Source organism: Bartonella sp. AP4SXKL (genome assembly GCF_042195845.1).
Taxonomy (GTDB): domain Bacteria; phylum Pseudomonadota; class Alphaproteobacteria; order Rhizobiales; family Rhizobiaceae; genus Bartonella.
The window spans coordinates 1-15,077 of the sequence record NZ_JBHIPA010000005.1 but is presented as its reverse complement, the minus strand read 5'-3'; the positions used below and the strand labels follow the sequence as shown (position 1 = coordinate 15,077).

At 38.1% G+C, this 15,077-nt stretch carries 12 protein-coding genes and 1 tRNA gene; 5 read left to right on the top strand and 8 right to left on the bottom strand.

Features of this window, described 5'->3' with window-relative positions; translation table 11 throughout:
• Nucleotides 1-173: 173 nt before the first annotated feature.
• Nucleotides 174-812 (bottom strand): histidine phosphotransferase ChpT, encoded by a 639-nt coding sequence (gene chpT / locus ACFIMI_RS03735; RefSeq protein WP_375632317.1) that lies wholly within the window; start codon nt 810-812, stop codon nt 174-176.
• 214 nt (nt 813-1,026) lie between these two features.
• On the opposite strand from chpT, the gene ACFIMI_RS03730 reads away from it, so the two are divergent.
• Genes ACFIMI_RS03730 through ACFIMI_RS03720 form a run of 3 tightly spaced genes read left to right on the top strand, consistent with a single transcriptional unit; the run spans nt 1,027 to nt 2,293 of the window.
• Nucleotides 1,027-1,623 carry a DUF1134 domain-containing protein gene (locus ACFIMI_RS03730; protein ID WP_375613340.1) on the top strand — a complete coding sequence of 199 codons (597 nt, stop codon included), beginning with the start codon at nt 1,027-1,029 and terminating at the stop codon, nt 1,621-1,623.
• 27 nt (nt 1,624-1,650) lie between these two features.
• The gene (locus ACFIMI_RS03725; protein ID WP_375628774.1) at nt 1,651-2,037 is read left to right on the top strand and encodes a hypothetical protein; all 387 of its coding nucleotides are present in this window, start codon (nt 1,651-1,653) and stop codon (nt 2,035-2,037) included.
• Entirely contained in the window at nt 2,027-2,293 is a 267-nt protein-coding gene (locus ACFIMI_RS03720; protein WP_375692259.1) for a hypothetical protein, read from the top strand. Before ACFIMI_RS03725 ends, ACFIMI_RS03720 begins: the two co-directional genes overlap by 11 nt.
• A gap of 324 nt (nt 2,294-2,617) precedes the next feature.
• Here the strand turns inward: ACFIMI_RS03720 and ACFIMI_RS03715 are convergent, their stop codons facing one another.
• Nucleotides 2,618-3,736: a DegT/DnrJ/EryC1/StrS family aminotransferase gene (locus ACFIMI_RS03715; RefSeq protein ID WP_375665771.1), complete on the bottom strand. Its 1,119-nt coding sequence runs from the start codon at nt 3,734-3,736 to the stop codon at nt 2,618-2,620.
• Between the two features lie 49 nt (nt 3,737-3,785).
• Complete coding sequence (locus ACFIMI_RS03710; RefSeq protein WP_375692272.1) at nt 3,786-4,742, bottom strand: Gfo/Idh/MocA family protein; 957 nt, start codon at nt 4,740-4,742, stop codon at nt 3,786-3,788.
• Between the two features lie 164 nt (nt 4,743-4,906).
• Between ACFIMI_RS03710 and ACFIMI_RS03705 the strand changes: the two genes are divergently transcribed.
• Nucleotides 4,907-4,983, top strand: a tRNA-Met gene (locus ACFIMI_RS03705).
• Between the two features lie 627 nt (nt 4,984-5,610).
• Here the strand turns inward: ACFIMI_RS03705 and ACFIMI_RS03700 are convergent.
• The 5 genes from ACFIMI_RS03700 to ACFIMI_RS03680 form a co-directional block, all read right to left on the bottom strand.
• Nucleotides 5,611-6,600 carry a phage late control D family protein gene (locus tag ACFIMI_RS03700; protein WP_375692271.1) on the bottom strand — a complete coding sequence of 330 codons (990 nt, stop codon included), beginning with the start codon at nt 6,598-6,600 and terminating at the stop codon, nt 5,611-5,613.
• Nucleotides 6,600-6,854 (bottom strand): tail protein X, encoded by a 255-nt coding sequence (locus tag ACFIMI_RS03695; RefSeq protein ID WP_375668632.1) that lies wholly within the window; start codon nt 6,852-6,854, stop codon nt 6,600-6,602. The genes ACFIMI_RS03700 and ACFIMI_RS03695 overlap by 1 nt, the downstream gene beginning before the upstream one ends.
• Nucleotides 6,851-7,312, bottom strand: coding sequence for a phage tail protein (locus ACFIMI_RS03690; protein WP_375682043.1), 462 nt, complete (start codon nt 7,310-7,312; stop codon nt 6,851-6,853). Before ACFIMI_RS03690 ends, ACFIMI_RS03695 begins: the two co-directional genes overlap by 4 nt.
• Nucleotides 7,313-7,325: 13 nt before the next feature.
• Entirely contained in the window at nt 7,326-7,631 is a 306-nt protein-coding gene (locus ACFIMI_RS03685) for a hypothetical protein (RefSeq protein WP_375692258.1), read from the bottom strand.
• Between the two features lie 823 nt (nt 7,632-8,454).
• Entirely contained in the window at nt 8,455-9,585 is a 1,131-nt protein-coding gene (locus ACFIMI_RS03680) for a metallophosphoesterase (protein ID WP_375692257.1), read from the bottom strand.
• A gap of 774 nt (nt 9,586-10,359) precedes the next feature.
• Here ACFIMI_RS03680 and ACFIMI_RS03675 point away from each other — a divergent pair.
• The coding region (locus ACFIMI_RS03675) for a beta strand repeat-containing protein (RefSeq protein WP_375692256.1) at nt 10,360-15,077 on the top strand (4,718 nt) is incomplete at its 3' end.

Here is a 15,077-nt window from a genome sequence, read left to right as displayed (position 1 = left end):
TTTCCCGAGATCTTTTCTCTGTTAAAAGTAGAGAACTCGCACACTAAAAATCTCATATAGAAAGCGCTTAAAGCTTAAGAAGTAACCACACCCAATTTACACATATAACCTTATCGCTCATAAGTTCAATCGAAGCCACTTTTCCCAACACAGCTTAAGCGCTTCTCTCTTATTCAAAGCTTTTTTACACTTTCTAAAACAATACAACCATCACTTTCATCAATATTTATTTTCATCTCTGTCATCTGAGCAAGTAACATTGTGTAATAAAATTGGATGACATGTGCATCAATAAGCTCTTCTTGAACTTCTCCACGAAATAACGCAAGAAAATGAGGGGGTATACGGAGAGTTCTACCGAAAACCTCAAATCGAAAAGAACGTTTATTTTCTTCTTGCAAAATCATAACAACAATTTCACCACCACGAGAAACTGTTGCGTTTGCAATCAATAATAAATTAAGCAAAAGTTTAACTTCATCTTTTTCTAACAATAAAGAAGAAGCTTGCCATTTTAAAGTTGCTTTTTCTTCTTTCATATATTGTTGAGCAACCTGCTCTGCAGTCCGTGTATCTATTTGTCCTCCACTTGCACCAGCAAAACCAAAAGCCAATCGCGCAAATTGTAGACGTGCAGCAGCACTCGCAACGGATAAACGCACCAATTGTAAAGCATCTTCTTCAGCTCCTCCTTCATCATAAAGCTCCATTGCATTTTGAATAGCCCCCACAGGTGAAATCAAATCATGGCAAATACGACTACAAAGCAAAGCAGCAAGATCCATAGGCTTCAAAGAAATATCTAACGTCATAATGATTGAAAACTCCTAGATTCAAAAAAACAAACTTTATTTTAAAGAAAAACTCTTAACATCTGATGCATAATAGGAAACATTAACAATCATGCTAAAAAATTCAGAAATAAATTCAAGAATTTAAATAACCTTATATCTTATTTTTTATTTGAATAGAATGAAAATTCTAATATTATCTTTTTGTTTATCACTAATAAAAGGAGAAAACTCCATGGCTCTCTCTCTGCTCAAATACTGGTACAAAAATATTATATCTTTAATCTTCCTTTTATTCATCACCATAAACACTACACAAGCTCGACTAAAACCAATAGAGCAAAACGAACCTCATTATTCACTCCAAGAAATTATTGATTCTGGTCATATTTTTTTTGGAAAAACAGCCAGTGGTCTGGCTGTTGCAATTCAAAATATTTTTTCAAAATACGGTTATCCCAATGCCTATATTTTAGGAGAAGAAGCTTCTGGTGCCTTTTTTGCTGGATTAACCTATGGCGAAGGAATGGTTTTTACCAAAAGCTATGGTCAACATAAAGTTTTTTGGCAAGGTCCCTCAGTAGGATGGGATTTTGGCGGCCAAGGCTCCCGTTTAATGATCTTAGTTTACAATCTTAATGGCATAAATAATTTATGGAGACGCTATGGTGGTATTTCAGGTTCGGCCTATTTAATTGCAGGTGTTGGTTTTCATGTCCTAAAATACCACAATACCTTGTTAATCCCAATACGTACAGGAGTCGGCGCACGCCTTGGTATCAATATAGGATATTTAAAATTAACACATAGACCGACATGGAATCCGTTTTAAACGGTTTCTTATTTGAAAAGGGGTATTATGCTTATTCAATCATTTCTTTTTTTTATACTTGGAGTTGCTTTCACTTCCTGGTTACTGGTGCTTTTATCTCCTTTTATTTGGCGTAAAGCCGTTCATTTTGCGTATAAAGATGTTTGTGCGAAAATGCCATTATCACTCGCGGAAATAGAAGCAAATCACGATTTTCTTCGTGCACAACATGCTGTAGAATTAGCAAACAACCAACAAAAGTACGAATTTTTGCAAAAAAAATATGTCCAACAAAAAATACAACTGAGCCAAGTAACAGAACAATTTTATCGGCTATGCCTCCCCACAAAAGATACTCTCACCAAAGAAGCGATAGCAATCAAACAAAATATCGCCACACTATACACTTCCAAAGGAAAGACAAATGATGCGTGAAAAAGTCGCACACTATCAGCAACGCTTACAAAAAATCCAAACTCATGAGCTGGACACGACCGCCAACCACCAATTGCTAGAAGAACTCCGAGAAGAAACAAAAGAACTTGCAGCAACATTGGCAGCTCAAATAGCGCTACAAGAGGGGAATACATCACCCATCAACACATTGATTCAAAAATCCAAAAGCAAAAATGACCTAGCATCACGTATTCGCAAAAAAATAACGTTTCTCTCCAAAAGCCCCGTTAAATAAGTTATCTTTTAAAACACCTTAAATGGAGAGTAAAATCAACAAAGGTTCATTGTAACTTTCATAACCCAAATCCTTTTTATTAAACGTGACTTTCTAGCTAAGCTAAAGGACAATGTTTTTTAACCCATAGCGTTCTGTAAAAAAACATCTTCTTGTCTAACAGATTCACTTTCTAATCATATCACCGCCCTAAAGGATAACATTTCATAGTCCCTAGAAAGGAAATAACACCAAAATATTGGTCACACACTCTAACAAAAAATACCTTCTAAGATGGATCACCAATAGAGCTTTGACCATAATTTAAAGGATAAAAACATGCTCTCAAGAGTGATAAAAATCTCTTATTTTTTTGATAATCATATCCTGATCCGTTTGTGTCAAGTAAGGATGCATTGGTAAACTTAAAACACACTCTCCCAAAGACTCTGAAACAGCAAGGGAATCTTTTACATAAGGGAAGTGTTTATAAGCAGGCTGTTGATGTAAAGGAATTTTATAATAAATCATTGTAGGGATAGAATTTTTTTGTAAAAAATCTTTTAATTTATCCCGTTCTTTTACCTTAATCGTATATTGTGCATAAGCAGAACGAATATTTTCTCCTATTTCTGGAACTGTAACAATATCTCTTAAGCCATTGGAATAACGTTGAGCAATTTCTACACGCTTTTCCATTTCATCTTCAAAGATCACAAACTTTTCTAGTAAAATTGCAGCCTGAATACTATCTAGGCGCGAATTCATACCAATACGTACATTGTCATATTGCGTTTCACCTTTACCATGAAACAAAATAGAACGTAAAAGTTCTGCCAAATGATCATCATTGGTCATCATAGCGCCTCCATCGCCATAACATCCTAATGGTTTTGCAGGATAAAAACTTGTGGCAGCCACATCACCAAAAGCACCGCACATAATATTACCGCTTCTTCCGCCCATAGATTGAGCAGCATCTTCAATCACAAAAAGGTTTTCCTTTACTGCCACTTGAGCAATTTGCACATAATCAGCAGGCAGCCCAAACAAATCAACAGCAATAATAGCCTTTGGCTTTAAACGTCCCTCTTTTTTTACCATTTTGATTGCGTGAGAAAGTTTTTCAACATCAATATTGAAGGTATCAGGTAAAACATCAACAAAAACAGGTTCAGCCCCCACCAAAGCAACCACTTCAGCCGTTGCTGAAAATGTAAAACTAGGACAAAAAACAGCATCTCCTGGACCAATATTTTTAGCCATAAGAGGCATCTTCAAAGCATCTGTTCCATTAGCACATGCAATCACATGTTTAACGCCAAGATATTCTGCCAATTTCTCTTCAAATTCTGTTACTTTTGGCCCCAAAATATACTTACCACTAGCGACTACATGCGCAATTGCAGAATTAATTTTATCTTCAATACGCGCACGCTGCGCCCCAAGGTCTATGAATTGCATATTAACTCCATTGATCATCACAAGAATGCAAAAGCGCTACCTATCTCTTTTATCTATTATAATTGACATCAGCAGCTGTTAAAATCCGTAAAACAGCAACAGCATCATCACCATTTGTACGAGGTGATTGACGCGTTTCAATACATTGAAGGAAATGCCGTAATTCGCAAGTAAGCGGCAAATCTTCACAAACATCAATGTAATTCAGCTCATCCATGCTAAAAGCCCACTCTTGATTTTCTTTCCAAACAGCAAAATGGTGTATTGCCAATTTACGACTCCACGGTTCCATATCATTAAAAACGAGCATAGCCTTTGTTCCAACAACAGTTAAACGCCTCTCACGATAAGAACTCAAGCGTGAAGTAAAAAGATGACTACGCACACCATTTGGAAAAATCATATGAATATGAGAAAAATCAGAAATCTGATCAACGACAGCAGCCCCCTCACCGCGAATTTCGGAAGGTTCACATCCTGTCAAGGCCAAAATCATTGAAAGATCATGAGGGGCAAGATCCCATAAAGCATCACTGTGTGTGTGAAATTTTCCAAAGCCTAATCTATGAGAATAAATATATCGCACATCTCCCACATCTCCGTTTTTCACCAATTCACACATTTTTTCAAAAGCCGGATGAAAACGCAAAATATGGCCCACCATAAAAACTCGCTCATAGGCCTCAGCCTCCTGAACTTGGCGTTTAGCATCAGAAACATTCAAGGCTATTGGTTTTTCCACCAAAACATCTTTACCATTTTTAACAGCACGAAGCACATTTTGCGTATGAAATTGTGGAGGCAGCGCTAACACCAGTGCATCAATATCTCGCTGAGTAAAAAGATCATCTGGTTTAACAACCTCTACACCATACAGTGTTGCAAAACTGGCAGCACGATCACTATCAATATCAGAAACTGCTGCTAAAGCCCCAAGAGAGTGAAGTGTCCGTATATGATTTCCACCCCAATGACCGCATCCTAAAACCGCTACACGTGGCACCATTTTCATGCCTTACCTTACTTTATCATATGAAAATTACACTTTTACATATCGAGGATAAAATAGAATGACAAGAGAAAAGCTTAAAAACGATGCTTGACATCTTACTATTCTACCCCTTATATCCGCAAAAGATGTAATTATTGACAATTATGATTGCTTATTTTGGCGGAGTAGCTCAGTAGGTTAGAGCAGAGGAATCATAATCCTTGTGTCGGGGGTTCAAATCCCTCCTCCGCTACCATTACTTTTTGTTGTGTATGTAGCTTGCCAGTGTAGCTGTTGTAGCTTTGTAGCTGTAGCTTGCCAGCAGATTTTGTATATTTTGCCACTAGGTTTTGTACCAATTTATTTTTTTTCAAAGAGTTTTAAAGGTGTTCTCAAAGGGTCTTCAAAGACCTTTCAAAGATCATTTAAAGCCTCTTTTTCTTTTCTGCTCAAAATCGCAATTTGAGATGATCAATCATTGAGTTGGAATCGTATTATTTGAGAAGCAGCGTATATAAGATGGTATGACTTCTTTTAGCATAAATTGACTGATGATTTTTCTGTATCCTAAGCACATTATTCAGGACATTATTAAAAAGGGAAGCGTTTAAGGAATTCGGTCAACTTGACCAAATTGCTCTTCAGTATGCAATTGTGCAATGTTTGCACAATTGCTCCTTTGAGGAATTGGGTAAACAATACCTTATTGCTGTACTCATGCAATTGGATCAACTTGATCCTATTTCTCGTTTTAGCAATTGGTGCAAGTTGCACCTATTCCTTACCTCCACACCAAAATGCGAACTTTTGATTTTGGTCTCAATACTCTTCAACACCGATCAAAGGGTCAAGTTGTCCCTTTGATTTTCTGTCTCTCCAAGGTTTATTTTTCTCCTGCCTCTTTTCCCTTGTTTGGTGCCTCGAGTGTGATTTCTGTTGTGTATCCGCTTTGTTTTTCATAGCGGTGGGTGACGGTTGCGGCTTTCCATGGACCATTGATTTGCCCACGAAACCCTTGAAGGATGAGAGGTTGATCCGCCATGATTTCAGGGCGTCCCTCAAGGGTCAAAGAACCACTGCCTACAGCACGACACAACCTGTCCGACTCGGAAGCAGCAGCAGCTCGTGCTTCCTCCTCACAAGTGTAACAAGTGCGAAGACGCCGCACGGGACCGCTAAACCCTGTCTGATGCTTGACTTGGCATTGCTGCCCTTTTGAGCGATCAAAATAAGAAGCTTCAATAGTGCCGTATTGCGTACGTGGTTCTAACGTGAATTCCCAGTTAGAACAGTCGTGCTTATGAAGTTCAAGGGCTGGTAAATTATCCCCGCTTAAAAATAAAAACTTATGGTCTTTGATTAAAAAACGCGCCCGCATGCGATCGGCAAGGCGGGTTAAAAAATCAACCGCCGATTGATCTGTTCGAATCACATAAGGCAAAGTTTGTTTGGTAAATTGGGGACTGACCTTTGCTTGATAGCCATGGCGTTTGGCAAGTGTCTCAACAATCTCACCAACAGTTTTGTGGTCAAAATGTTCACTCACCTGTTCTTTGAGCTCTTTACGCATCGAGGCACTTTTGCCACAAAGGCGCAAGATCTCTCCATCACTGCCCCCACAACTTACAACCGATTCGACAACAAAACACCCCATAAAGGCACTGATGCTGTTCTCATAGCCAAAGATCACCTGTAGCGCACTGTTGCTTGAGGGAATCTCTAAATCATTGCCACCATCATCAAACTCTGCTTCAAATGTATCGGCTTCATTGCCCGCATGGTCCGTAATGGTTGCCGTTAAAAGACGCTGGTAAAAAACCTCATGAACAGGTTTGTCTCCCACCTTGACCACAATAAAGGGGTGTGTACGCATTAATCCCATAACCGCTTCACCATGCTTTGGGGATTAGACAACACAAATTCAGGCAGAATGACCTTTAAGCCCCGTGGTAAAAACACACCATATTTGGCAATCTCTGGATTAGCTTCCAGTGTGGCTTCTAAATAGCCTTTGAGTAAACCAGCTTGCCTCCGGTCTCTGAACACTGCCATGACATGGTGAAAGCAAAGGAGATCGAGGCTCATATCCTCTAGCTCTACAATAACATGCTTTTCTGGTATCTTCATAGAGTTTGTCCCACTTGGATTTGTCCCTCTTGGTATTGTCCTTGTGGTTTTCCGCCATTAAAAAAGGGCAAGAGCGTAATGGAATAGCGGATGCGTTGGGATTGACCAGAGCGACTGATATAGTCATGGTCTTTATTGATCGTGGTGATTACTACGGGTCCATGGAGAAGGACACTATAGGTGGTATCATTGATCCAACGAAGCATCTGCACCGGCTTTGCTCTTCGGATAGTTGTAGTGATGGCATCTATCGCTACCCGGTCCCCAAATTCTTCTGGAAACCAAACCCCATGAATGGTTTTTGCATCATTGCCATAGCCGGTAAATTGCAAACTGGGTGCCTTGCCAAAACGCTCCATACAAACCCATGAGGCAGAAAACTCTTCTTCAAAAGATTGGAAATTTAGCCAGTCCACATAAAATTGATGCGGACCTAACATCATCAAAGGATCTCTCATAGGCTCCCTCCCCTCATTCTGTCCCGCCATGCAGCGCATTAGCGCGTGCCCGTTGAATGGCATGGGCAACCGCACGACCAGTGGCCATGGGTTCACGCGCCCCATTAACATGCACCGTGACATTTTGATTGTGGGTGATGGTGGAACGCTCTTTGCCTCTTTGCTCTCTCGCAGATGAATTTACAGGAGAAGCCCCCGCAAATTGCACGATGGGTTGAATAGCTGTTTTGCCTCCCAAAAAACTTGGCAAAAACTCTCTTACATCAATGGACCCAATCCACCCCTTAATGCGGCTGGGCAAAGATTTACAATAATCCATCAATTATGAGATGGTGCCATAAAACCATCAACAATCCAATTGGCTAAATCTTCGCCGGCTTGTTCCATACCAGCCTTGGCACCCTCCGAGAGCTTTTCGCGGGCAAAAAAGCTCTTTCTAAACTGAAACTTCTTAAAATTCCCTTTTTACACTTCTCTCAAAGCAAAGATAAAACTGCCAAAACATGTGAAAGTCATCTAAGGATAATTGCATGAGACCATAACCGCTATAAACAAACTCCAATATTTGTATCGTATTATTGTAACGATTTACTTACGTATAAAAGAAGAAGATAAAATTGTAATACAACTAAAAGTTTATACGGTTAATCAAGAGAAATTATACAGCATCACAAAACATCAATTGTTTGAAGATTATAAGTAAAAAATTGATCAAAATAAAAAGCTTTTCTTATGAAAAAGAAAAGAGTTGCCCATGAGTAGATATTATAAGCTCTAACAAAGGACATAACTTGATAATTATACTGCAACAAACTAATAGAAACAGCCTTCTTGATAATTCTGGACACCATGTGCTAGCAAATTATGAACATACCCTTGACAACCTCTCCTTTTCTTCAAAGATAAAAGCCTAAAAAGAAAAAATAGAATAACAAACCATTATTCTACTTTGTATTAAAGCTCAGTTCACATTAAACCATTGCACTTATAGCGTATAACCTGAAATCTTAGCAGCTTTGAAAAAAATATGTCTGATTTTTCATTCTATTTCTAAGCAACATTTAGACACTCCTACCGCTCTTCAAGTCCGTACATATAATACATTTTTTCCCTCATGCTTTAAAACAAAGAAACAAATCCTATTATAACTTACTGCAACTTGCCGAAAATTGGGTGTCTTTCCCTATAACACCAAGATCTTTAATTAAAAGCGGTTTTCCTATTTCTCCATTATAGGCTTTAACGTGAATGGTCTTGCCTTTCACATCTATGAGGTAATAATCTCCATTAAAAAGCGCACCAGCTGTATAGATAGGGATATTTCCAAAAACCTTATCATTTTTCGCACGGCAATAAGACTGATAATGCGTGTGACCCACGAAGATTGCTTTAACATTATGAGAGGTAATAATTGACTTAAAAACCGACAAATCTTTAGCATTCTTTTTACGAATAAAAAAGGATTCACCATCAATAGAAGCAGCACGCGCATCATGAAAATTAATGATTGTCACTTTACCTCTTGCATCAGCAGCAGCTAAATCGTTCCTAAGCCAATCTAAAGATTTATTGATTTGCACTTCTGTAGACTGCCCCTTCAAACGAACCGTATAGCTTGGATAATTGTGAAGCTGCACATAGTGAACATCTCCATAATCCCAAGAATAACTCAAACTCCCCCTTATCGAGCGAATATTTTCACCCGAAATAGGAATCAAACTTTCAGTAACATCTGCATTGAAATGCGATAATTGACTACGGTATTTTTTGATTTCCGATACCATTCTTGAAACTGCACTTATAGCACAAGCATCTTTGTAAAAGCTGAATTCTTGAGGATTTGTACAATTACCAACATTATTGGCATAATCGTGATTCCCTAGCCCCTCATAGACAGGTGCTCCAAGAGTTTTATAAACATTTTCATAATCATCATAGTTTTTTTGTTGTCCAAACTCCGTCAGATCACCATTGACAATATGGAATGCAGCTTTGTGCGCTTTTATCACACCAGCAACCTGCTCATTTATCTTTAACCATGGCTCTCTGTTTGATATTCCATTGGCATCACCAGAGTTTAAACGCCACGGTTGCGGATCAGCCATAATGATAGCAGTATAATTTTTTGTAAGAGACTTTTCTTTCATCGACCAATCCATGAATGCATCATGATAAGGACTCTTGTCTCTTTTTATTTTTTCAGCATCAAGATTAAAACAACCAGAGAGAGTAAAAGCAATCACGGTGATTACCAATTCAACTTTATATCTCATAAACCTATCACCATAAAAACGTTACATATTTTTTATATTAAAAAATTCATCAGAGACAATTTTTTTAGATTTTATTGTCAAAAATATGTCAAAAATTCGAAATAATAAAAACAATAATCCTTCAATGAAGGTGCACTTTGATGATATAAAAGCACTGTTGATTTCAAGCCTTCAACTTGAAGCATCTTCATTGATTAAGATTTATAAGCTTGGGCTCTGGCTCTTTCAAATGTCATCGATACATCAACAGCTTATAAAAACTTAGTCGTATACTATTAAAATATCCCCAACAGGAGAAAAAATGTATTCTTATACTAGAGCACCCAACTCCTTTGGATATCAAGATCAAATATATTAGAATATTATGATAAATAAGGTATAAATAATCAAAAGTGCTAGCAATAGTGTTTGAGTATTACCGTCATAACTTACTTTGATAAGTTATAAAAATGCAGAAGTATTACAGAAAATACTATTATTACTTTATAAAAAATAATATAACTTATGTAAGTATTATAATAATATTTATAATTTCTATAATATAGATTTACAATAAATTTAATTATATAATATAAATAATTACAAACACATTGTGTGTTAAATATAAATTAATACAAATTTAATATCATTTGTTTTTTAATTTTGACAAAAAACCAAAAATATCTTACCAAATAAAGACAATTATCGAAATTAATAACAACTATCCATTTTCACTTCTTCTTATGAAGTTTGCGGGGAAATGAATATTTGGGGGCTCTCATAAGGAGAATACTGGTGTATAAAACATCCCTTTTATCATGCACGGCTGCGGCTGCTATCATACTATTCAACATCCAGTTCACTGCACATGCTGAAACTCTTGACGTTGCCAACGAAGAAAAAGATATATCCGGAAAAACGTACGAGACTATTTATGTAAAAGACAAAGGAAAAATCACCGGCAGTACTGTAACTGTAACTGGAAATAAAAACACAAATACAGACACAAGTAGCGATAAATATGTTGTAACAGTTGAAGGTGCTAACAGTGCGCTTGAATTAAATGGCTTAAATATTCAAGGCACTGATTCTGATGTTCGTTTTGGTATTTCTGTAAAAGACGGCGCTAACATCAACCTGACTGGGGGGAACATTACAGCTTCTCAAACTGGTGTTTATATTGATGATAGTAAGAATAGTAGAAATATACTACAAAATGTAGTGATATCAGATAATAAAAATGAAGCATCATCACTCCTTGGAATAGAAATAAACAACGAAAGTTTTATCACTTTAGAAAATGTAACAGTTAAGCAAGCAGAAACTGGTATACTTGCGGATGTCGTTTCTCAAGTTATAGTATCCGGAGGATCATTCGAAGGTAAAATGGATGGCGTATATGCTATGGGCGGCACCACCATTACTGTAGATGGCGGTACTAACATTACCTCATCTAATGGTAACGGACTCCATGCCGATGATGAAAATACCACCATAAAAATGACTGGGGGAAGCGTAACTGGAAAAGACGCAGCATTGTATACAAACGACGGTGGTCATATTAAAGTCACGGGTGGTACTCTAACAGCTAAGGAAGATACCACAAGTGCACCTACTACAGAAGGGGATAACCCTGCATATAATAAGGGTACTAAAATTGAGAGTGGATTCGGCGCATTGTCTCAAGGTGAAAACAGTGTGATTGAATTATCTGATACAAAGATCAATGATGCGACAATCGGGTTAAAAACACAAGAAAGTGGCGCAATCGCAATGACTGGGGGAAGCATTACAGCGTCCAAAGTTGGTGCATTCTTTTTAGATAGCAAGAGCAAAGAAAACGAACTGAAAGATGTAGTGACATCAAGTGGGAAAGATGATGCGCCACTAATCAATGGAATCAAGGCAACTAACAGTAATGTCACTTTAAATAATGTAACAGTGACGCAAGCACAAACTGCCATAGATGCATATGATTCCACAGTAAACGTCTTAGGAGGATCATTTGATGCAGAAAAAGCAGCAATATTTGCTCAAAACGGCGGCAACATCACTTTAACTGGCGGTGCAAAAATTACATCATATAACGATGCTGGACTCTATGCGGAAGGTTCAAAGTCCATCATCGAAATGACAGGAGGGAGCATTACAGCGAAAGAGGAAGCAGTAACGACAACATACGGTGGCCATATTACTGTTACAGATGTCACCCTAAAAACAAATGGTGATGGACTTGGTGTAGCTTCTGATGACCTTGGTAGCATGATTGAATTACTTGGAAAGACAACGATTAGTGATAGTGCAATCGGGCTTCAAGCACAAAACGGTGGTGTAATCAAGATGACTGGGGGAACCATTACAGCTTCTGCAGCTGGTGCTGGCTTCTTAAACAGTAACAGCCGTGAAAACAAACTAGAAAATGTGACAATATCGAGTGGTAAAGACGATGCGCCACTGAACTTTGGAATAAAAGCAGATAAAGGTACCGTCACTTTAAAAGATGTAACAGTGACTCAAGCAGCCGCTGGTATATTTGCAGATCATGATTCGACAATAACAATCTCGGGAGGATCATTTCATGCACAAAATGCAACAATATCTGCTCAAAACGGCAGCGCCATCACTTTAACAAACGGTGCAAAAATTACATCATCTGATGATGTTGGATTATATGCTAAAGATTCAAACTCCTCCATCACAATGATAGAAGGAAACGTCACGGGAAAAGCGAGTGCTTTGGTTGCTGAAGATGGTGGTCATATTACTGTTACAGATGTTACCCTAAAAACAAATGATAGTGATAAGTCATTTGGTGTATTTTCTAATGGCGCAAATAGTGTAATTGAATTGCTTGGAAAGACCACAATTAGTGGTAGTGCAATCGGGCTTGCATTCCAAAATGATGGCGCAATCAAGATGATTGGAGGAACCATTACAGCTTCTGCAGCTGGTGCTGGCTTCTTAAACAGTAACAGTCATGAAAACAAACTAGAAAATGTGACAATATCGAGTGATAAAGACGATACGCCACTGAACTTTGGGATAAAAGCAGATAAAAGTACCGTTACTTTAAAAGATGTAACAGTGACTCAAGCAGCCGCCGGTATATTTGCAGAGAATGATTCGACAATAACAATCTCGGGAGGATCATTTCATGCACAAAATACAACAATATCTGCTAAAAGCGGCAGCACTATCACTTTAACCAATGATGCAAACATTACATCATCTGATAATGTTGGACTCTATGCAGAAGGTTCAAAATCCACCATCACAATGACGGCAGGAACTGTCACGGGGAAAGGTAATGCATTGGTTGCTGAAAATGGTGGACATATTACTGTTGCAGATGTGGCTCTAACTGTCACAGATGTGGCTCCAAGTGACGACTATATATCGTCTGGTGTATTTTCTGTTGGTGAAGGCAGTGTAATTGAATTACTTGGAAATACAACTATTAGTAATAGTGCACTCGGGCTTCAAGCACTAAACGATGGTGCAATCAAGATGACTGGAGGAGCCATTAAAACTTCTCTAGTTGGTGCTGGCTTCTTAAACAGTAACAACAGCGAAAACAAGCTAGAAGGTGTAAAGATATCGAATAGTAAAGACGATGCGTTACTGAACTTTGGAATAAAAGCAGATAAAAGTACCGTCACCTTAAAAGATGTAACCGTCATGCAAGCAACCAATGCCTTAGTTGCAGATGATCACTCGACAATAACAGCCTCAGGAGGATCATTTCATGCACAAAATACAACAATATCTGCTCAAAACGGCAGCGCCATCACTTTAACCAACAATGCAAACATTACATCATCTGATAACATTGGACTCTATGCAAATAGTTCAAACTCCACCATCAGCATGACGGGAGGAACCGTCACGGGGAAAGGTAATGCATTGGTTGCTGAAAATGGTGGACATATTACGGTCACAAATGTGTCTCTAAATGTTACAGATGTATCTCTAGGTGACGAAGATATATCGTCTGGTGTATTTTCTAATGGCGAAGGCAGTGTAGTTGAATTGCTTGAAGGAACAACGATTAGTAATAGTGAAATTGGACTTACAACAAACGATGGTGGCGCAATAAACATGACTGGAGGGACCATTAAAACTTCTCTAGTTGGTGCCGGCTTTTTAAACAGTAACAGCGGTGAAAACAAGCTAGAAGGTGTGAAGATATCGAATAATAAAGACGATGCGTTACTGAACTTTGGAATAAAAGCAGATAAAAGTACCGTCACTTTAAAAGATGTAACAGTGACTCAAGCAGCCGCCAGTATAGTTGCAAATGATCACTCAACAATAACGGTCTCAGGAGGATCATTTAGTGGACATGATGTAGGAGGAAGCGCCGAAGCCAGCAGTACGATTATCTTAAAAAACAATGCTAACATTATATCATCTAATGGCGAAGGACTCCTTGCAGACGGTTCAGGATCTAAGATCATAATGACGGGAGGATCCGTAGCCGCGAACAAAACAGCGTTATTCGCAATCAACGGTGGGCATATTGATGCCACAGATGTTGCTCTAACAACAGAGGGAAAAGGAAGCGGTGCATTTGTAAGTGGCAATGACAGCACAATTCAATTGCATGGTGATACAATAATTAACAATACTTTGGACGGCCTTGGAGCAGTTAACGGTGGTAAAATCATTAGCGAAAACTTATCGATAATCGGTGGTGAAGCACTTGAAGGCTCCGACAACGAACGCACTGGTATATGGACATCGGACTCTGGTAGTGAAGTTAGGTTAATGGGCAAAACAACCATTCAAAATGTCGATGAAGGGTTTTATGCAGACGGTGGAAGTCAAATCATTAGCGGAGATTTAATTATAACCGGTAGTGAAAGTAAAACAATGACCGTTGGTGTAAACGTTGCAGAAACTGATAGTTTAATTAAGTTAAATGGTAAAACAATCATTCAAAATTTTGATGTTGGTCTTTTTGCAGGAAATAATAGCACAATTAAGATGACGAATGGTTATATTGGAGCAACAGAGAATACAATAAAAAATAAAATAGAAGCAAAAAAAGTTGCACTATGGGCGGCATTTAACGGACATATTGATGTCGTAAATACTTCTATGATAGCAGGAGTTGCTGGTTTGCAATTTATAGCTCTCTCTAATCCTGATTTAGATTATCCAGATGATCCACAAAAACGTAAAAGCAGTGAAATCAATTTAACCAATGCAGATATTCACGTTGAAAATGGCACAGGAATTTTTGTTGGAGCTTTTACTAACACAAACATGGAAGATATTCCAACTTTATCAATCGGTACAGCAAATCTCAAAAATTCAGAAATCCATGCTGATGTATTGTTAGGAGATGGTCTTTTCGAAGATCCAAAATCTTGGAAAAATGACAATTATTGGAACAATAAAGAGGTTAAAGCGATCTCCAATGGCACGTTCACATTAAGCGCTGATCATTCAACTTTAGAAGGCAGAGCGAATATTGCTAAAGACAGAAATGTACATTTTGATCTAAAAAA

Coding starts and splice junctions, on each gene's coding strand:
- chpT (WP_375632317.1), bottom strand. CDS start 812: ATGACGTTAGATATTTCTTTGAAGCCTATGGATCTTGCTGCTTTGCTT.
- ACFIMI_RS03730 (WP_375613340.1), top strand. CDS start 1,027: ATGGCTCTCTCTCTGCTCAAATACTGGTACAAAAATATTATATCTTTA.
- ACFIMI_RS03725 (WP_375628774.1), top strand. CDS start 1,651: ATGCTTATTCAATCATTTCTTTTTTTTATACTTGGAGTTGCTTTCACT.
- ACFIMI_RS03720 (WP_375692259.1), top strand. CDS start 2,027: ATGATGCGTGAAAAAGTCGCACACTATCAGCAACGCTTACAAAAAATC.
- ACFIMI_RS03715 (WP_375665771.1), bottom strand. CDS start 3,736: ATGCAATTCATAGACCTTGGGGCGCAGCGTGCGCGTATTGAAGATAAA.
- ACFIMI_RS03710 (WP_375692272.1), bottom strand. CDS start 4,742: ATGGTGCCACGTGTAGCGGTTTTAGGATGCGGTCATTGGGGTGGAAAT.
- ACFIMI_RS03700 (WP_375692271.1), bottom strand. CDS start 6,600: ATGCGTACACACCCCTTTATTGTGGTCAAGGTGGGAGACAAACCTGTT.
- ACFIMI_RS03695 (WP_375668632.1), bottom strand. CDS start 6,854: ATGAAGATACCAGAAAAGCATGTTATTGTAGAGCTAGAGGATATGAGC.
- ACFIMI_RS03690 (WP_375682043.1), bottom strand. CDS start 7,312: ATGAGAGATCCTTTGATGATGTTAGGTCCGCATCAATTTTATGTGGAC.
- ACFIMI_RS03685 (WP_375692258.1), bottom strand. CDS start 7,631: ATGGATTATTGTAAATCTTTGCCCAGCCGCATTAAGGGGTGGATTGGG.
- ACFIMI_RS03680 (WP_375692257.1), bottom strand. CDS start 9,585: ATGAGATATAAAGTTGAATTGGTAATCACCGTGATTGCTTTTACTCTC.